18 protein-coding genes and 1 tRNA gene are annotated in these 18195 nt (G+C 67.3%); 11 read left to right on the forward strand and 8 right to left on the reverse strand.

The annotated features are described in order from the left end of the window. Positions 1 to 169: 169 nt before the first annotated feature. Genes cysD through MJO54_RS07145 form a run of 4 tightly spaced genes read left to right on the forward strand, consistent with a single transcriptional unit; the run spans position 170 to position 4188 of the window. A complete protein-coding gene (gene cysD, locus MJO54_RS07130) occupies positions 170 to 1108 on the forward strand; it encodes a sulfate adenylyltransferase subunit CysD (protein WP_046286763.1) in 939 nt (312 codons plus the stop codon). Continuing rightward, positions 1108 to 2961: a sulfate adenylyltransferase subunit CysN gene (gene cysC / locus MJO54_RS07135; RefSeq protein WP_046286762.1), complete on the forward strand. Its 1854-nt coding sequence runs from the start codon at positions 1108 to 1110 to the stop codon at positions 2959 to 2961. Before cysD ends, cysC begins: the two co-directional genes overlap by 1 nt. After that, complete coding sequence (locus tag MJO54_RS07140) at positions 2958 to 3686, forward strand: 3'(2'),5'-bisphosphate nucleotidase CysQ (RefSeq protein ID WP_046286761.1); 729 nt, start codon at positions 2958 to 2960, stop codon at positions 3684 to 3686. The genes cysC and MJO54_RS07140 overlap by 4 nt, the downstream gene beginning before the upstream one ends. Before the next feature lie 25 nt (positions 3687 to 3711). After that, positions 3712 to 4188: an Rrf2 family transcriptional regulator gene (locus MJO54_RS07145; RefSeq protein WP_046286760.1), complete on the forward strand. Its 477-nt coding sequence runs from the start codon at positions 3712 to 3714 to the stop codon at positions 4186 to 4188. 111 nt (positions 4189 to 4299) lie between these two features. On the opposite strand, the gene MJO54_RS07150 is transcribed toward MJO54_RS07145, so the two are convergent. Next, positions 4300 to 4689, reverse strand: a complete 390-nt coding sequence (locus MJO54_RS07150) for a VOC family protein (protein WP_046286759.1) — start codon at positions 4687 to 4689, stop codon at positions 4300 to 4302. 58 nt (positions 4690 to 4747) lie between these two features. Between MJO54_RS07150 and MJO54_RS07155 the strand changes: the two genes are divergently transcribed. Together MJO54_RS07155 and MJO54_RS07160 are read left to right on the forward strand one after the other, a co-directional pair. Then, positions 4748 to 5638: an LLM class flavin-dependent oxidoreductase gene (locus MJO54_RS07155; protein ID WP_064889241.1), complete on the forward strand. Its 891-nt coding sequence runs from the start codon at positions 4748 to 4750 to the stop codon at positions 5636 to 5638. A 131-nt stretch (positions 5639 to 5769) separates the two neighbouring features. Next, positions 5770 to 7209, forward strand: a complete 1440-nt coding sequence (locus tag MJO54_RS07160) for a glycoside hydrolase family 183 protein (protein ID WP_046285330.1) — start codon at positions 5770 to 5772, stop codon at positions 7207 to 7209. Between the two features lie 4 nt (positions 7210 to 7213). Here the strand turns inward: MJO54_RS07160 and MJO54_RS07165 are convergent, their stop codons facing one another. From MJO54_RS07165 to MJO54_RS07195, 7 genes are all read right to left on the reverse strand, one after another. Continuing rightward, the gene (locus MJO54_RS07165) at positions 7214 to 7642 is read right to left on the reverse strand and encodes a TA system VapC family ribonuclease toxin (protein ID WP_046285331.1); all 429 of its coding nucleotides are present in this window, start codon (positions 7640 to 7642) and stop codon (positions 7214 to 7216) included. A 5-nt stretch (positions 7643 to 7647) separates the two neighbouring features. Then, positions 7648 to 7884: a ribbon-helix-helix domain-containing protein gene (locus MJO54_RS07170; RefSeq protein WP_046285332.1), complete on the reverse strand. Its 237-nt coding sequence runs from the start codon at positions 7882 to 7884 to the stop codon at positions 7648 to 7650. A gap of 93 nt (positions 7885 to 7977) precedes the next feature. Continuing rightward, positions 7978 to 8895: an LLM class F420-dependent oxidoreductase gene (locus MJO54_RS07175; RefSeq protein WP_046285333.1), complete on the reverse strand. Its 918-nt coding sequence runs from the start codon at positions 8893 to 8895 to the stop codon at positions 7978 to 7980. A gap of 62 nt (positions 8896 to 8957) precedes the next feature. Further along, on the reverse strand, positions 8958 to 9653 hold the full coding sequence (locus tag MJO54_RS07180) for a hypothetical protein (protein WP_240175767.1): 696 nt from the start codon (positions 9651 to 9653) through the stop codon (positions 8958 to 8960). After that, positions 9653 to 11047 carry a hypothetical protein gene (locus tag MJO54_RS07185; protein WP_052741259.1) on the reverse strand — a complete coding sequence of 465 codons (1395 nt, stop codon included), beginning with the start codon at positions 11045 to 11047 and terminating at the stop codon, positions 9653 to 9655. The genes MJO54_RS07180 and MJO54_RS07185 overlap by 1 nt, the downstream gene beginning before the upstream one ends. Before the next feature lie 6 nt (positions 11048 to 11053). Continuing rightward, positions 11054 to 11413: a type VII secretion target gene (locus MJO54_RS07190; RefSeq protein ID WP_046285334.1), complete on the reverse strand. Its 360-nt coding sequence runs from the start codon at positions 11411 to 11413 to the stop codon at positions 11054 to 11056. A gap of 79 nt (positions 11414 to 11492) precedes the next feature. Further along, positions 11493 to 11568, reverse strand: a tRNA-Arg gene (locus tag MJO54_RS07195). A 112-nt stretch (positions 11569 to 11680) separates the two neighbouring features. Here MJO54_RS07195 and argS point away from each other — a divergent pair. The 5 genes from argS to thrB are packed head-to-tail and all read left to right on the forward strand — an operon-like array spanning position 11681 to position 18115. Then, the gene (gene argS, locus MJO54_RS07200; RefSeq protein WP_046285335.1) at positions 11681 to 13327 is read left to right on the forward strand and encodes an arginine--tRNA ligase; all 1647 of its coding nucleotides are present in this window, start codon (positions 11681 to 11683) and stop codon (positions 13325 to 13327) included. Next, a complete protein-coding gene (lysA, locus tag MJO54_RS07205) occupies positions 13324 to 14751 on the forward strand; it encodes a diaminopimelate decarboxylase (protein ID WP_046285336.1) in 1428 nt (475 codons plus the stop codon). The genes argS and lysA overlap by 4 nt, the downstream gene beginning before the upstream one ends. A gap of 3 nt (positions 14752 to 14754) precedes the next feature. Continuing rightward, positions 14755 to 16089, forward strand: coding sequence for a homoserine dehydrogenase (locus MJO54_RS07210; protein ID WP_434085434.1), 1335 nt, complete (start codon positions 14755 to 14757; stop codon positions 16087 to 16089). Then, positions 16086 to 17168: a threonine synthase gene (gene thrC, locus MJO54_RS07215; RefSeq protein ID WP_046285337.1), complete on the forward strand. Its 1083-nt coding sequence runs from the start codon at positions 16086 to 16088 to the stop codon at positions 17166 to 17168. Before MJO54_RS07210 ends, thrC begins: the two co-directional genes overlap by 4 nt. Beyond that, positions 17168 to 18115, forward strand: a complete 948-nt coding sequence (gene thrB, locus MJO54_RS07220; RefSeq protein WP_046285338.1) for a homoserine kinase — start codon at positions 17168 to 17170, stop codon at positions 18113 to 18115. Before thrC ends, thrB begins: the two co-directional genes overlap by 1 nt. Positions 18116 to 18195 lie beyond the last annotated feature (80 nt).

An 18195-nucleotide genomic window follows, 5' to 3' on the forward strand; every position in this document is an offset into this window, starting at 1 on the left:
GCGAAAGCCCCCTCCAGGACGGGCCGGAGGGGGCTTTCGCGACTGCTCGCGGGCGAGGCCGCATAGATCACATTGACAGCAACACAGTGCGGCTGGTTGCATAGCCAGCCATAACCAACAAATATGGTAAGTCTCACCAAGATTATCGGGTATCTCTGGCAAGGAAGTCATGACCAGTAACGTCACTGCGCCCCCCGAGGCCGCCACGGCTGGGCACTATCAGCTCACGCATCTGCGCACCCTGGAGGCCGAGGCCATCCACATCATCCGGGAGGTGGCGGCGGAGTTCGAGCGTCCGGTGCTGCTGTTCTCCGGCGGCAAGGACTCCATCGTCATGCTGCATCTGGCCGTCAAGGCGTTCGCGCCGGGCCGGCTGCCGTTCCCGGTGATGCACGTCGACACCGGCCACAACTTCGACGAGGTCATCGCCGCGCGTGACGAGCTCGTCGCCCAGACCGGGGTCCGGCTGGTGGTCGCGTCGGTACAAGACGACATCGACGCCGGACGGGTGGTCGACGACGGGCCGTCGCGCAACCCGCTGCAGACCGTCACGTTGCTGCGGGCCATCCGCGAGAACAAGTTCGACGCCGCGTTCGGCGGTGCCCGCCGCGACGAGGAGAAGGCTCGCGCCAAGGAACGGGTGTTCAGCTTCCGTGACGAGTTCGGCCAGTGGGACCCCAAGGCCCAACGGCCCGAGCTGTGGAACCTCTACAACGGCCGGCATCGGGCCGGCGAGCATATTCGGGCGTTCCCGCTGTCGAACTGGACCGAGTTCGACATCTGGTCCTACATCGGGGCCGAGGAAATCGCGCTGCCGTCAATCTATTTCGCGCACCAGCGCAAGGTGTTCCGGCGTGACGGCATGCTGCTGGCCGACCACGAATTCCTGCGCCCCGTGGACGGGGAAGAGGTGTTCGAGACTTCGGTCCGGTTCCGCACCGTCGGCGACGTCACCTGCACGGGCTGCGTGGAATCCACGGCGGCCACCGTCGAAGAGGTGATCGACGAGACCGCGGTATCGCGGTTGACCGAGCGCGGGGCGACTCGCGCCGATGACCGGATCTCCGAAGCAGGCATGGAAGACCGCAAGAGGCAGGGGTATTTCTGATGGGTGCGGCAACCACGCTGCTTCGAATCGCCACGGCCGGATCGGTCGACGACGGCAAGTCCACGCTGATCGGACGGCTGCTGTTCGACTCCAAGGCCGTCATGGAGGACCAGCTGGCCTCGGTCGAGCGCACCTCCCGTGAGCGCGGCAACGACTACACCGACCTGGCCCTGGTGACCGACGGCCTGCGCGCCGAGCGCGAGCAGGGCATCACCATCGATGTCGCCTACCGCTATTTCGCAACGCCGAAGCGGAAATTCATCATCGCCGACACCCCGGGGCACATCCAATACACCCGTAACATGGTGACCGGCGCCTCGACCGCTCAGCTGGCGATCGTGCTGGTCGACGCACGGCACGGGCTGCAGGAGCAGTCTCGCCGGCACACCTTCCTGGCGTCGCTGCTGGGGATTCGCCACATCGTGCTGGCGGTCAACAAGATGGACCTGATCGACTGGGACGCCGAGAAGTTCGAGGCGATCCGCGACGACTTCCACTCGTTCGCCACCCGCCTGGACGTGCACGATGTGACGACTATCCCGATCTCGGCGCTGCTCGGCGACAACGTGGTGACCAAGTCGGACAAGACGCCCTTCTACGACGGTCCGGCGCTGCTGTCGCACCTCGAAGAGGTCTACATCGCCGGTGACCGCAACCTGGTCGACGTGCGGTTCCCGGTGCAGTACGTGATCCGCCCGCAGACCCACGAGCACGCCGATCACCGCAGCTACGCCGGCACGGTGGCCAGCGGCGTGCTGCGCCCCGGCGACGACGTCGTGGTGCTGCCGTCGGGCAAGCCGAGCCGGATCGCCGAGATCGAGGGGCCGAACGGCACAGTGGCCGAAGCATTTCCGCCGATGGCGGTCTCGGTGAGCCTCACCGACGACATCGACATCTCCCGCGGCGACATGATCGCCCGCACCAACAACCAGCCGCGGGTGGTCCAGGACTTCGACGCCACGGTGTGTTGGATGGCCGACGGCGCGACGCTGCAGCCGGGCAACGACTACATCATCAAGCACACCACCCGGACCACCCGGGTGAAGGTGATGGCGCTGGACTACCGCCTCGACGTCAACACCTTGCACCGCGACAAAGACGCGAACACGTTGAAGCTCAACGAGCTCGGCCGCGTCTCGCTGCGTTCGCAGGTGCCGCTGATGCTCGACGAGTTCACCCGCAATGACTCCACCGGCTCGTTCATCCTGATCGACCAGGCCACCAACGGGACCGTGGCCGCGGGCATGGTGCTGCGCGACGTGTCGCCGCGGACCGCGAGCCCCAACACCGTGCGGCACGAGTCGCTGGTCACCGCGACGGACCGGTTGTCCAAGGGCCGCACCGTGTGGCTGACCGGGCTGTCCGGCGCGGGCAAGTCGTCGGTGGCGATGCGCGTCGAACAGCTGCTGCTCGAAAGGGGAACGCCGGCTTACGTTCTCGACGGCGACAACCTGCGCCACGGCCTCAATGCCGACCTGGGCTTCTCGATGGCCGACCGTGCCGAGAACCTGCGCCGGCTGGCACACGTGGCCACCTTGCTGGCCGACTCCGGCCAGATCGTGTTGGTGCCGGCGATCAGCCCGCTGATCGAGCATCGCCAGCTGGCCCGTCAGGTGCACACCGACGCCGGGTTCGACTTCGTCGAGGTGTTCTGCGACACCTCGCTGGAGGAGTGCGAGCAGCGTGACCCCAAGGGGCTCTACGCCAAAGCGCGGGCCGGTCTGATCACGCACTTCACCGGTATCGACAGCCCCTATCAGCGGCCGCGGAATCCCGACGTGCGGTTGAGCTCGCAGAACAGTGTCGACGAGCAGGCCCGCCAGGTCATCGCGGCGATCGACGACCGCAAGTGAACGATCACCAGCTGGCCGCGCACCTGGCCACCGAGGCGGGCCGGCTGCTGCTGCGGGTCCGCGAGGAGCTGGCCGATGCGACTGAGGCGGAACGGAAGGCGGCCGGCGACCAGCGTTCGCACGACTTCCTGATGGCCGCACTGGCGAGCGAGCGGCCCGACGACGCGGTGCTGTCCGAGGAGGGCGCCGACAACCCGGTCCGGCTGGCCGCCGAGCGGGTGTGGATCGTCGACCCGCTGGACGGCACCCGGGAGTTCAGCGAACTCGGCCGCGACGACTGGGCCGTGCACGTGGCGCTGTGGCAATCCGGCGAGCTGTCCGCCGGGGCGGTGGCGCTGCCCGCGCGGGGCAGCACGCTGGCCACCCCGACGGTTGCCGCCCCGCCCGCGTACGCCGGCGCGCCCCGCATCGCGGTGTCGCGCAGCCGTCCGCCCGCGATCGCCGAAGCGGTTCGCGAGCGACTGGACGGCGTGCTGGTGCCGATGGGCTCGGCGGGGGTGAAGGTTGCCGCTGTGGTGCAGGGCATCGCCGATGTGTACGTGCACGCCGGCGGGCAATACGAGTGGGACTCGGCTGCCCCGGTGGCGGTGGCCCGGGCCGCGGGCCTACATACCTCGCGCATCGACGGGTCACCACTGGTCTACAACCGGGCGGACCCGCTGCTTCCCGACCTGGTGGTGTGTCGCCCCGAATACGCGCAAGCGGTGCTCGCGGCAATCAGTTGAGCCGCCAGATGGAAGAATGCTCGCAATGCGCATGTCGGCCAAGGCGGAGTACGCGGTGCGAGCGATGGTCCAACTGGCCACCGCCGAGCCCGGCGCCCTGGTCAAGACCGACGAAATAGCGGCGGCGCAGGGCATTCCCGCGCAGTTCCTCGTCGACATCTTGTCCGATCTGCGCACCGACCGGCTGGTGCGCAGCCAGCGCGGTCGCGACGGCGGCTACGAACTGGCCCGCGCGGCCACGGCGATCAGCGTCGCCGACGTCTTGCGCTGCATCGACGGTCCGCTGGCCAGTGTCCGTGACATCGGCATGGGCGATCTGCCCTACGCCGGGCCGACGGCCGCGTTGACCGACGTGTGGCGGGCGTTGCGGGCCAGCATGCGTTCGGTGCTCGAGCAGACCAGCCTGGCCGACGTGGCATCGGGCGATCTACCGGCGCACGTCGCCGACCTGGCCGCCGACTACCGCACCCAGGAGCGCCAGCGCGGCCACACGCCTGGTTAGCCGCCCGGCCGGGCTGATGCGGCGGTCCAGCTTCGGCTCTCCTGCGTCGAGCCTCGCTAACCGCCGGGTTGATGCGGCGGTCCAGCTTCGGCTCTCCTGCGTCGAGCCTCGCTAACCGCCGGTCCCGTACGGCCGGGTGAGGATCTCCATGTAGTGACCGCCGGGATCGCGGAAATACACGCCGCGCCCACCGTCGTTGCGGTTGATCTCGCCCGGGCGCTCACCTCGCGGATCGGCCCAGTGCTCCAGCCCGCGTTCGGAGATCTTGGCGTAGATCGCATCGAAGTCGGACTCGGAGACTAAAAACGCGTAGTGCTGTGGCCGGATCGGCTCACCGGCGGCCACATCGGCGTAATCGAGGCTGGCCTGGTGATCGAGTGCGACGACCGCGAAGTGCCCGAACGGCTGCGGCTCGGGCAGGCCGAACAGCTCGGCTAGAAAAGCTGCCGACGCCTGCTTGTCGTGTGCGGCCACGATCGTGTGGTTGAACGAAATGCCCATTCCTCAAGTGTCGGCCGCGCAGGCCGCCCGTGCCACAATCGCGGTCATGCAGGTGGGAATGACCATGCCAGTGATGGAACCGGACCTCGACGCCACGCTGCTGCGGGACTGGGCCCGAGCGATCGACGACGGGCCGTTCTCGTCGTTGTGTTGGGGCGAGCGAATTGCCTTCACCAACCCCGACAGCCTGACCCTGCTGGGTGCGCTGGCGGCGTGGACCGAGCGGGTGCGTCTGGTGACCACGGTGATCGTCCCGCAACTGCACGACCCCGTCATGCTCGCCAAAGCGCTGGCCACCGCCGACCTGCTCAGCCAGGGCCGGCTTACCGTCGGGCTCGGCATCGGCGGCCGCGACGAGGACTACCGGGCGGTCGGCGCCGATCCGGCGAAGCAGAAGATGGGCGAGTTGGCCGCCGCGGTGGCGATCATGCGGCGCGTCTGGGCGGGGGAGAAGCTCACCGAGTCGGTGTTGCCGGTCGGCCCGGCGCCCACCCAACCCGGCGGGCCGCCGCTGCTGGTCGGCACGATCGGCCCCAAGACCTTGCGCAGCGCAGCGGCCTGGGCCGAAGGACTGGCTGGCATCACCATGGATCTTGATGTCGCCAAACAGAACGAACTGTTCGACGTCGCCCGCGACGCCTGGCGGCAGGCGGGCCGGGCCAAGCCGCATCTGGCGACGTCGTTCTGGTTCGCGTTGGGCGATCGTGACGAAGCCCGCGATCAGGTGCGCCGGCACCTGCTGCGCTACATGAACTGGATTCCCGCCGAATATGTCGAGGCGATGGCGCCGACGACCGGCTGGGCTGGCAGCGAGGACGAGCTGGCGCAGGTGCTGCGCCGGTTTGCGGCGGTGGGCGCCGACGAGGTTCACCTCATCCCGACCAGCTCTGATCTGGGGCAACTGCGCTGCGTAGCTGAGGTGGTCGCCGAGGTCAACCGGGCCGGCTGAGCGGGCAATCCGCTGATTGCGACACCGTCACGGATGCGTCTCTATCGTTCTCTGGCAGCCACAGAAGTCCCAGAAATCACTATCGTCACAGTGGTGCGAGGCCCGGGGGCGGGTCCTGGGAAAGGTGTGACATGTCGGCGACACGTCGAATCGTCTCGGCGGCAATGGTGCCGGTCGTCGTCCTGGGGATGGTCGCCGCCAGCGAGTTCGCGTCGGCGAACGCGCTCACCTGCAACGCTCCTGAAGCCAACATCGACCCGCCGCCGGGTTCACCGACCACCGGAGCCGGTCAGCTGCCCACCGGGCGGCGGCCTCGCGGCACCAACGACTCTGCGCCGCTGCCCAAGCTGGGCCCGCTGATCGCCGCGCTGATCAACCCGAACGGCACGATCCGGCAACAGGCCGGAGTGGTCCCGCCGCAGCCGAATCCCGGTGGTCAAGCCGTGCCGAACGTCGCCCAGCCGGTGCAGCCCGTCCAGCCCGTACCGGCCGCAGATCCGGGGCTGGCGACGGCCGATGCCGCCGGCGCCATCGCCGGCGCGCAGACGTCGCTGGTGGAGTGGGTGACCGGACCCAACGGCCCCAACCAAACCCTGCAGCGCTTCGGCATCTCCGGCACCGACCTCGGAATCCCCTGGGACAATGGCGATCCCGCTAACCGTCAGGTCCTCTACGCGTTCGGCGACACGTTCGGCTACTGCCGCATCCAGGGCAAGCAGTGGCGACAGAATGTGCTGTTCCGAAGCAATGACAACAACCTGGCGGACGGGATCACGGTGGGCCCCGGCGCGGTCGGCAACAAGTACTCGGGTTCGCCACTGCGGCAGGCGAACTTCTCCAAGCAGATCCTGCCCGCTGTGCAGCTGGCTCCGCACCAGGAGGGCATGATCCCCACCGCCGCCATCGGGATCGCCGGCAACCAGTACATGAACTTCATGTCCATCAAGCAGTGGGGGCGTGACGGCGAGTGGTCCACCAACTACTCGGCGATCGCGGTCTCCAACGACAACGGCGAAACATGGGGCGTCTATCCGGGCACGGTGCGCTCGACCTCGCCGGAGAACGTCCCGCGGGCGCGTTTCGTCCCCGGTAACGAGAAATTCCAGATGGGCGCGTACCTACGCGGCAACGACGGCTTCTTGTACTCCTACGGAACCCCTTCCGGCCGTGGCGGTTCGGCGTACCTGTCGCGGGTGCCCGAGCGCGCCATTCCCGACCTGAACCAGTACCAGTACTGGAATGGGGACAGCGGATCCTGGGTGCCGGCCAATCCGGCTGCGGCCACGCCGGTGATCCCCGGCCCGGTGGGTGAGATGTCGGTGCAGTACAACACCTATCTACGTCAGTACCTGGCGTTGTACGGCAACGGCGGCAACGACGTCGTGGCCCGTACCGCGCCCACCCCGCAGGGGCCGTGGAGCGCCGAGCAGACGCTGATTCCCACCGGTCAGATCCCCGGCGGCATTTACGCGCCCTACGTGCATCCCTGGTCGACGGGTAAGGACGTGTATTTCACGCTGTCGCTGTGGAACGCCTACGACGTGATGTTGATGCACACGGTGCTGGGGTAGCGGTTCAAAGGATCGTCAGGTGTCGATCTTCGGCGCCGGGAACCGTTGTCAGAGCGATCGATTGGTCGAACGTGACGAACCTGCCGTCGTTGGCGACGGCGAGTGCCAGCAAGTAGGCGTCGGTGACCTGTTTGGAGCTGTGTACCCGGGCGGGATCGACAACGTCGGCATCGAGAACGCTCACCGCGCAGGTCCAGAACTGGTGGTAGCGGGTCCCAGTGGCCTGGGCCAGCATGCCGATGGCGTAGTTGGGCGTGACGGGATTCGGATATCGGGGTTGGCTGATGATGCGCACGAAGCCGTTCTGGGTGATCGCGCAAGATGCCCAGCCGTGGTCGATCTCGGTGTCCAGCCACGTCCGTGCCCGTTCGTGGTCGACGTGATCGCGGTCGAGCAACGCCAACAGCACATTGACGTCTAGCAATGACCGCATCTGATTCAGACGCCCTCTTCGTCGCGAAGTCGGTCGATGAGGGCATTGGAGACTGCGGTGCCGCGGTGAGGTAGCGGAGCGAAGCCGTGAAACGACTCGGACCCTTTCGTCGGGTTGTCGTGCCTGGTCAGCGCTTGCCGAGCCAACTCGGAGAGCACTTCGCCCACTGGGCGCCGCTCTCGGTGTGCCCGCTCCTTGACCGCCAAGAGCACGTCATCATCGATCGACAATGTGGTGCGCATACATCTGATGCTAGTGCATCACGGAGTGGCCCCGCGGCCTTCGCGGTGGATGATCTAAGTTCCAAGTGACCGGGTCGGTTGACTTCATTGGATTCAGGCGTCGAGCACCGCGCGCAACGCCGCACCCACCTTGGTGATGACCCCGGGGGTGTAGCCGGGGATGTTCATGGTCACCCCACCCACGCCGGCATCGAGCACTTTGGTCTTGATCTGCTCGGCGATCGACTCAGGGCTGCCGGCCACCGCCCGTTGAGCGATCGGGGCGGGAACCTGGCCAGCGGTCAGGTTGTCGCCGGCCAGCGCGGTGAGCAGCATGGTGGTCTCCAGGGTGGCCGGGTCGCGGCCGACCTCGTCGCAGCTGCGCCGGATCGCGTCCACCTTCGCAGGCAGTTGGTCGAAACCGGTGATGAGGTTGAGGTGGTCGAAGTGGCGCGCCGCCAAAGGGATCGTCTTCTTCTCGCCGCTGCCGCCGATCAGCAGCGGAATGTGGTCGCGGAAGCGCGGTTCGGCCATTGCTTCGCGGGTGCGATACCACTTGCCCTCGAACGTGGGCCGCTCACCGCGGATCATCGGCAGGGTGATCTGTAGCGCCTCGTCGAGCCGGTTGAACCGGTCGGTGAAGGTGCCGAACTCGAAACCCAGTTGGTCATGTTCGAGCTCGTACCAGCCGGTCCCGATACCCAGGATGGCGCGGCCGGCGCTGACCACGTCCAGCGTGGTGATGATCTTGGCCAGCAGGGCCGGGTTGCGGTAGGTGTTGCCGGTGACCAGGGTGCCCAGCTGCACCCGCTGCGTCGCAGTGGCCAGCGCACCCAGGGCGGTGTAGGCCTCGAGCATCGGCTGATCGGGGGACCCCAGCATCGGCAGTTGATAGAAGTGGTCCATCACCAAGACCGCGTCGAACCCGGCGGCCTCGGCCTCGCGGGCCTGCGCGATGACGGTGGGGAACAGCTCCGAAACGTCGGTGCCGTACGAGAAGTCAGGGATCTGGAAGCCAAGGCGAATCGTCACTTGATCAAGCCTAGGGGTATGGGGCAACTGGCAGGGGAGATTCTGCTGTGCGCGAATTGGGCTTAGCTATCCAGTTTTCTGTGGCGGGGATGTACCCGATATTCCATCGACTGTTTGCGTCGAAGTGGTCGGCGTTGGGCAATGTAATAGGCGGCCAGGTACAGCAGGGGGAAAACTCCGGCGGTGATGACGGAGGCGACCCCAAACTGGATGTATTGGCCGCGAGCTATCGGATAGCGCCAGCTGGCGTCGCCGTACGCGGTGACAACGGTAAGCAGTGCGGAGAACGTACCACTCATGAGGCCTACCCAGATCTCGCCTTTTCCTGTGGCGGCGAAGTACACATTTCCGGCGCCGATCGCAGTGAGTACGACGAGAGCCCACCACATGGTTGTGGCGGTGAGTAGTCCGCTGTATGAATCGGGATGTAGGTCGATCTCCTGCTGGGTGGAATCAGTTGTCGCGGGTGCATCTTCGGGATCGGGTTCTGTGATCGTCAATGCATAGATTTTTCCGCGGATCTTGATGTAGGGCGTGGCCACATAGGCTGCAACTGCCATTACCGCCGGAACTAAAATGCCCAGTACGGCTGCGTTCGTCCACGTCGGATACGTTGCCAGGGTGCCGAAAAAGCCTGCTATGCAGGCGCAACTCCAGTAGATGCGTCGCTGTGCGCTGGTGCTGATTTTGGAAAAAGACAGGAGAAATCCCACGAGGTAGCACAGGACAATTACTCCGAAGGACAAATCGCGTACCATCAGCCGCCCATCATCTTTTGCACCAATTTATCCCCGCCAAACCCGCCCGCAATTGAACCGAGAAGTCCGACAAGCACGGTGCCCTCGGGCCCTACCCACGAACCCCAAGCCGCCCCTGCGGCGAATCCTCCGAGCCATGCGCCGGCGGTGCGTCCACCTAGCTTGGGAACCTCTTCGCTAGCGGGAGCTCCGTTCAAGATATCGTTAACGGTCAGCAAACCGTCCAGACTTATACCGGCCAATGAGAGCCGCTTACCCAGCGTTTTAAGGGCGTCGGCGTCGGTCTTGGACCACGCGGGAGCGTCGCCCCAATGCCTTCCCTGGGGAAGAGCGTCCGCTTGCGAACTCAGGCCGCTGCCCAAACCACCGACCCCGCTGGATATTCCAGAGCCCGCTTCATGGATCAACTGCTGGGGAGGCTTGCCGCCTTGTACCTCGTCGAGTGCTCGCTGGATTCCCGCCGGAGAGACTCCCGCTTGGTTCAACTGATCGGCGAAGCCACGGAGGACCAGAACCCGTGCCTGGAACTCACACCGGTCTAGCAAATGGGTTGCTTGGTCAGGTGTCAGCGGTGGCCGGTTTGGATAGGCCTGACCAGATTCGAGGAAATCCTGGAGCTGTCGTCTCGCTTGGGCGCGGGTACGCGCGTCGCCGCCGAGCACCGGATTGGTTGGCAGTGGGCCGATGAATTGGGAATTCCGCAGGTCATCGAGGCGTTCCTGAGCCAGTCGCCGCGCGGTGGGGTCGGCAGCGGGATCGTCGGCGATTGCCTGATCGCGTTGCCTCGCCATGTCGGCGGGGTCAACGTTGCCGCCTGCCTGGGCCTGCGGCAGCCCGTTGCCGCCCGCTCCACCGTCGGCGCCTCCTTCGCCGAAGGTGAACTCGTGTAGTCCGGCGGTTGCGGTGGTGAGTTGGCGGGCGATCTCTTGCTCGTTGTTGACCAGGTTGGCGGCACGGGACTTGATGAAACTGGCATGATCGTCCGCGGCCTGCTCACGCTGAGCCTGCTCCGCGGCCGAGCTGTAGTAGGTCCAGGTGTCGGTGACGGAGTAGTCGTCGCCTACCCGGAAATCTTGGCGCTCAGCGGTATTGACGGCAGACAGCACCAGCGACTTGTTGCCCTGTTGGTCCTGTGCGCCGCGGTTGGCGATCCCGGCCGCGTTGCGCAGCATGTCGGCGGGGCCGTGGACTCTCACCACGTCGGCGGCGGCGCGGTGCTGGAAGGCTTGGGCACCGGTACCGGTCCACGGGATGCCGCCAGGGCTCGTGGAGGCGTCGCGGATTTCGGTGAATGCGGCTTCCCAGGTGTTGGCCAGATTGGTCCAGGCGTTGGCGTTGGTGGTCAGGTAATCCCAGTTCGCGTCTTCGATCTCGGTCAGCGTCGGAAAAGACATCGGCGGCTACCTCGGCGTCTCGAGGCCACCGGCGCCGCCGTCGACGCCGGAGCGCGGGACCAGCGGGGTGAGGCCGGCGCCGTGCTGGGGGACTGCGGCCAGGGTGGCAGCCCCGGCGTTGTCCATCGCCTCGTAGTCGTGGGCCGCGTTGGTGAGCTTTGCCGAGCTGGTTGTCATCCGTTCGCGCATCGAGGTCGCGGCGGTGCTGGCGCCGGTGTTGACGTTGCCGGCTGCTGTGCCGGTGGCCTGCCACGCGGGAGCGGCGGCCGTCGGCAGCGCTGGTCCGACCTGATCCGACAGCGACGTACACCGCTCCGCCAGCTCCCGCAGGCTGACCGGAGTGACCCGCAGGACGGGGGAGGTCATGGGAGAACTCTATTAGTGAACGACGGTTTGCGAAATTCACCGCTGAATGACTCAAAGCCCTTGACGGGGCATTTCGGCCTGGTGCCCCCGGCAGGATTCGAACCTGCGGCCTTCTGCTCCGGAGGCAGACGCTCTATCCCCTGAGCTACGGGGGCGCTCGCGTGACGCGGCGCCATGTGGGCTTTGACAGACTAGCGCATCATTGGCCGGACCCGAGAACCGGACGGATTCGGGGCCTGACCACGTAAGACCATAGGATGGGGCCTCGTGACCCCCGCCGATCTGGCCGAATTGCTCAAGAACACCGCCGCCGCGGTGCTGGCCGACCACGACCTGGACACCGCCGCGCTGCCCGCGACGGTGACGGTCGAGCGGCCGCGCAACCCCGAACACGGTGATTACGCCACCAACCTGGCCCTGCAGCTGGGCAAGAAGGTGGGCGTCAACCCGCGTGAGCTGGCCGAGTGGCTGGCTGCGGCGCTGGCGCAGGCCGACGGGGTCGCCGCGGCCGAGATCGCCGGGCCGGGCTTTGTGAATTTGCGTATCGAGGCCTCCGCGCAGGGCGCCGTGGTCGCCAACATCATCAGCGCCGGCACAAGCTACGGCCACACCGACACCCTCGGCGCACTCAACGTCAACCTCGAGTTCGTCTCGGCCAACCCCACCGGCCCCATCCACATCGGTGGCACCCGGTGGGCCGCGGTCGGTGACGCGCTGGGCCGGCTGCTGAGCACCCAGGGTGCCGCGGTCACCCGCGAGTACTACTTCAACGACCACGGCGCCCAGATCGACCGGTTCGCCAACTCGCTGATCGCCGCCGCCAAGGGCGAGCCCGCCCCCGAGGATGGCTACGCCGGCGCCTACATCACCGACATCGCGGCCCAAATCCAGGCCAAGGCCCCCGAGGCCCTGAACAGCCCGGACGCCCAGGAGACGTTCCGTGAGATCGGCGTCGACCTGATGTTCACCCACATCAAGAATTCGCTGCACGAGTTCGGTACCGACTTCGACGTCTTTACCCACGAAGACTCGATGCACACCTCGGGCCGCGTCGAGCAGGCCATCGACCGGCTGCGCGCCAACGACAACATCTACGAGAAAGACGGCGCCACCTGGCTGCGCACCAGCGCCTACGGCGACGACAAGGACCGCGTCGTCATCAAGAGCGACGGCAAGCCCGCCTACATCGCCGGCGACTTGGCCTACTACCTGGACAAGCGCGAGCGCGGCTTCAACCTGTGCATCTACATGCTCGGCGCCGACCACCACGGCTACATCGCCCGGCTCAAGGCCGCCGCGGCCGCCTTCGGCGACGACCCGGCGACCGTCGAGGTGCTGATCGGCCAGATGGTCAACCTGGTGCGCGACGGCCAGCCGGTCAAGATGAGCAAGCGCGCCGGCACCGTCATCACCCTCGACGACCTGGTCGAGGCCATCGGCGTGGACGCCGCCCGTTACAGCCTGACCCGCTCCTCGGTGGACACCCCCATCGACATCGACCTGGCCCTGTGGTCCTCGGCGAGCAACGAAAACCCGGTCTACTACGTGCAATACGCGCACGCCCGGCTCTGCGCGCTGGCCCGCAACGCCGCCGAACTGGGCCTGGCCCCCGACACCGCCAACCTCGGGCTGCTGCGCCACGACAAGGAAGGCGCGCTGATCCGCAACCTGGGAGAGTTCCCCCGGGTGCTGGAAACCGCTGCCGCACTGCGGGAACCGCACCGGGTCTGCCGCTACCTGGAAGACCTTGCCGGTGACTACCACCGGTTCTACGACAGCTGCCGGGTGCTCCCGCAAGGCGATGAGGAACCCGGCGAACTGCATGCCGCGCGGCTGGCGCTGTGTCAGGCCACCCGCCAGGTGATCGCCAACGGGCTGGGTATCCTCGGCGTGAGCGCACCGGAGCGGATGTGAACGTCCACCCCGCGGGCCCTCGCCACGCCGAAGAGATCCAGCACGACGGACTGCCGCCGCGGCCCCAGACTCCGCAGCAGCTGCTGCAGCTGGCGCCGAACGTCTGGCCGCGCAACACCGTTCGCGGCGACGACGGCGTCACCCAGATCGCCGGGGTCAAGGTCACCGACCTGGCCGCCGAATTCGGCACCCCGTTGTTCGTCATCGACGAGGACGATTTCCGGGGCCGCTGCCGCGAGATCGCCGAGGCGTTCGGCGGGGGCGACAACGTGCATTACGCCGCTAAAGCCTTCCTGTGCAGTGAGATCGCTCGATGGATCGACCAAGAGGGCCTGTGTCTCGACGTCGCCACCGGGGGAGAGCTGGCCGTTGCCCTGCACGCCGGCTTCCCGGCGGAGCGGATCACCTTGCACGGCAACAACAAATCGGTTGGCGAGCTGCAGACCGCGGTCAACGCCGGAGTCGGTCACATCGTGGTCGACTCGCTGATCGAGATCGATCGTCTGGACGCCATCGCCGCGGAGGCCGGCGTTGTGCAAGACGTGCTGGTGCGCGTCACCGTCGGCGTTGAGGCCCACACCCACGAGTTCATCTCGACCGCTCACGAAGACCAGAAGTTCGGGCTGTCACTGGCTAGCGGTGCGGCGATGGAGGCCATCCGGCGGGTGTTCGCCACCGAGCATCTGCGGCTGATCGGCCTGCACAGTCACATCGGCTCGCAGATCTTCGACGTCGCCGGCTTCGAGGTGGCCGCCCACCGCGTCATCGGGCTGCTGCGCGACGTGGTCGCCGAGTTCGGCGTCGAGAAGACCGCCCAGCTCTCGGTCATCGACCTGGGCGGGGGACTGGGCATCTCCTATCAGCCGCAGGACGACCCGCCGCCGATGGCCGAGCTGGCCGCCAAATTGACCGCGATCGTGCGCGACGAGTCGGCGGCGGTGGGCCTGCCCACCCCGCAACTGGTCGTCGAACCCGGTCGGGCCATCGCCGGGCCGGGCACCATCACGCTCTATGAGGTCGGCACCGTCAAGGATGTCGCGGTCAGCGCCACCGCGCATCGCCGCTACGTCAGCGTCGACGGCGGCATGAGCGACAACATCCGTCCGGCGCTGTACGACGCGCACTACGATGTGCGGCTGGTGTCGCGCACCCTGGACGGTTCAGACGCCCTGCCGGAGCTGGCCCGCATCGTCGGCAAGCACTGCGAGAGCGGCGACATCATCGTCCGTGACACCTGGGTGCCCGAAGGCATGGTTCCCGGCGACCTGATCGCGGTGGCCGCCACCGGCGCCTACTGTTACTCGATGTCGAGCAGGTACAACCTGCTCACCCGCCCGGCGGTGGTGGCGGTACGTGACGGGAAAGCCCGCCTTATGCTGCGCCGGGAGACCGTCGAAGACCTGATCAGCCTGGAGGTGGGGTAAAAAGTGTCCGGTTCGCAGGTGTCCGGGGCCCCGGTAGGGGTGGCAGTCCTCGGCTTGGGCAACGTCGGCAGCGAAGTCGTCCGCATTCTCGAGTCCAGCGCTGATGATCTGGCCGCCCGCATCGGCGCACCGCTGGTGCTGCGCGGGGTCGGGGTGCGCCGGGTAGCGGCCGACCGCGGCGTGCCGGCGGAGTTGCTCACCGACGACATCGACAGCCTGGTGTCGCGCAGCGACGTCGACATCGTCGTGGAGCTGATGGGCCCGGTCGAACCGGCCCGCAAGGCGATCCTGTCGGCGATCGCGCACGGCAAATCCGTCGTCACCGCCAACAAGGCCCTGCTGTCGCGGTCCACCGGGGAGCTGGCCGAGGCCGCCGAGAACGCGCGCGTGGACTTGTACTTCGAGGCCAGTGTCGCCGGCGCCATCCCGGTGATCCGGCCGCTGACTCAGTCGCTGGCCGGCGACACCGTGTTGCGGGTGGCCGGCATCGTCAACGGCACCACCAACTACATCCTGTCCGAAATGGACTCCACCGGCGCCGATTACACCGCCGCACTGGCCGATGCGAGTGCGCTGGGCTACGCCGAGGCCGACCCGACCGCTGACGTGGAGGGCTACGACGCCGCCGCGAAGGCCGCGATCCTGGCGTCGATCGCCTTCCACACCCGGGTGACCGCCGACGACGTCTATCGCGAGGGCATCACCAGCATCAGCCCGGCGGACTTCACCACGGCCAGGGAGTTGGGTTGCACGATCAAGCTGCTGGCGATCTGCGAGCGCATCACCACCAGCGATGGGCAGCAGCGGGTTTCGGCTCGGGTGTACCCGGCGCTGGTGCCGCTGACTCACCCGCTGGCCACGGTCAACGGTGCCTTCAACGCGGTGGTGGTTGAAGCCGAGGCCGCCGGCCGGCTGATGTTCTACGGCCAGGGCGCCGGCGGCGCGCCGACCGCATCGGCGGTCACCGGCGATCTGGTGATGGCCGCCCGTAACCGGGTGCAGGGCGGGCGCGGGCCGCGCGAGTCCAAGTACGCCCAGCTGGCCATCGCCCCGATCGGTGACGTGCAGACCCGCTACTACGTGAGCATGGACGTCGCCGACAAGCCGGGTGTGCTGTCGACGGTGGCAGCCGAATTCGCCGCCCACGGCGTCAGCATCGCCGAGGTGCGCCAGGAGGGCGTGGCCGATAACGACGGCCAACTGATCGGCGCTCGGATCGTGGTGGTCACCCACCGAGCTGCCGACGCAGCATTATCGAAAACCGTTGCGGCGCTAGCTGATCTGGACGCAGTCCAGCGGATCGCCAGCGTGCTACGACTGGAAGGAACAGACCAGTGAGCTCCACCCGGACACCGATCCACCGCCCCTGGCCCGGCCTGATCGGCGCCTACCGCGATCGGCTTCCCATCGGCGACGACTGGACGGCCATCACCCTGCACGAGGGCGGCACCCCGCTGATCCACGCCAAGCGGATCTCCGAGCAGACCGGCTGCACGGTGCACCTCAAGGTCGAGGGGCTCAACCCCACCGGTTCATTCAAGGACCGCGGCATGACGATGGCCGTCACCGACGCGGTCGCCCGCGGCCAGAAGGCGGTGCTGTGCGCCTCGACCGGCAACACCTCGGCGTCGGCGGCCGCCTACGCCGCCCGCGCCGGCATCACCTGCGCGGTGCTGATCCCGCAGGGCAAGATTGCGATGGGCAAGCTCGCGCAGGCAGTTATGCACGGCGCCAAGATCATTCAGATCGACGGCAACTTCGACGACTGCCTGGAGCTGGCCCGCAAGATGGCCACCGACTTCCCGACCATCTCGCTGGTGAACTCGGTCAACCCGGTGCGCATCGAAGGCCAGAAGACGGCGGCCTTCGAGATCGTCGACGCACTGGGCACCGCGCCCGACATCCACTCGCTGCCGGTCGGCAACGCCGGCAACATCACCGCGTACTGGAAGGGCTACCGCGAGTACTTCGCCGATGGTCTGACCGAGAAGCTGCCGAAGATGTTGGGCACCCAGGCTGCCGGGGCTGCACCGCTGGTGCTCGGTGAGCCGGTCAAGAACCCGGAGACCATCGCGACCGCGATTCGCATCGGCTCGCCGGCCTCCTGGACACAGGCCGTTGAAGCGCAGGTGGATTCGGGTGGGCGGTTCCTGGCCGCCACCGACGACGAGATCTTGGCCGCCTACCACCTGGTGGCGCAGACCGAGGGCGTATTCGTCGAGCCGGCCTCTGCGGCCAGCATCGCCGGACTGCTCAAGTCGGTGGAGGACGGCTGGGTGCCGCGCGGTTCGACCGTGGTGTGCACCGTGACCGGCAACGGGCTCAAAGACCCCGACACCGCGCTCAAGGACATGCCCGAAGTGACCGCGGTTACCGTTGACGCGGCCACTGTGGTCGCCGAATTGGGGCTGGCCTAGTGGTTCAGTTGTTGCCGACCGGGTTGACGGCCAGCGTCGCGGTTGCGGCGTCGAGCGCCAACCTGGGCCCCGGCTTCGACAGCCTGGGTCTGGCGCTGGGCCTCTACGACGAGGTGATCGTCGAGACGGTCGAGTCCGGTCTGGTGGTGCAGGTCGAGGGGGAGGGCGCCGGCCAGGTTCCGCTCACCTCGGATCACCTTGTGGTGCAAGGCATCCTGCGCGGCATGCACGAGGCGGGTGTCGAGGCACCCGGCATGGTGGTGCGCTGCCGCAATGCGATCCCGCATCAGCGTGGCCTGGGCTCGTCGGCGGCCGCCGTGGTCGGTGGGCTGGCTGTGGTCAATGGCCTTGTCGCGCAACTCGATCGGCCCGGCCTGTCCGAAACCCAGCTGATCCAGCTGGCCTCGGAGTTCGAAGGCCACCCCGACAACGCCGCGGCCGCCGTACTGGGCGGCGCGGTGGTTTCGTGGACAGCAAAGGCAGCCGACGGCAAGGCCGACTATGCGGCGGCGCCGCTGCGGCTGCACCCCGACATCCATCTGTTCCCGGCGATTCCGCAACTGCGTTCGTCGACGGCCGAGACGCGGGCTTTGTTGCCCGAGCAGGTCAGCCACCGTGATGCCCGGTTCAATGTCAGCCGGGCGGCGCTGCTGGTGGTGGCGCTGACCGAGCGGCCCGATCTGCTGCTGGCGGCCACCGAGGATGTGCTGCACCAGCCGCAGCGCGGTGCCGCGCAGCCGGAGTCGGCGGCATTCCTGGAGCTGCTGCGTCGGCACGGCATCGCGGCGGTGCTTTCCGGCGCTGGACCTGCGGTGATCGCGCTGACGACAGCGACCCAACTGCCCGCTGCGGTGCTGGAGTCTCCGGAGGCTCGTGTGTTCAACGTCACCGAGATGCCGGTCGGCGACGCGGTCAGGTGGAACTCCGGGGTGGCGGTACCGGGTTGAGCCGCGCAGCAAACCATCTGTTGCGTCGAGCACAGAAGCGGGCTATCCTCGGTCCCGTCCCGCATTCGCGGCATCAGCAC

The sequence above is a fragment of the Mycolicibacter virginiensis genome, from assembly GCF_022374935.2.
Classification (GTDB): Bacteria; Actinomycetota; Actinomycetes; order Mycobacteriales; family Mycobacteriaceae; genus Mycobacterium; species Mycobacterium virginiense.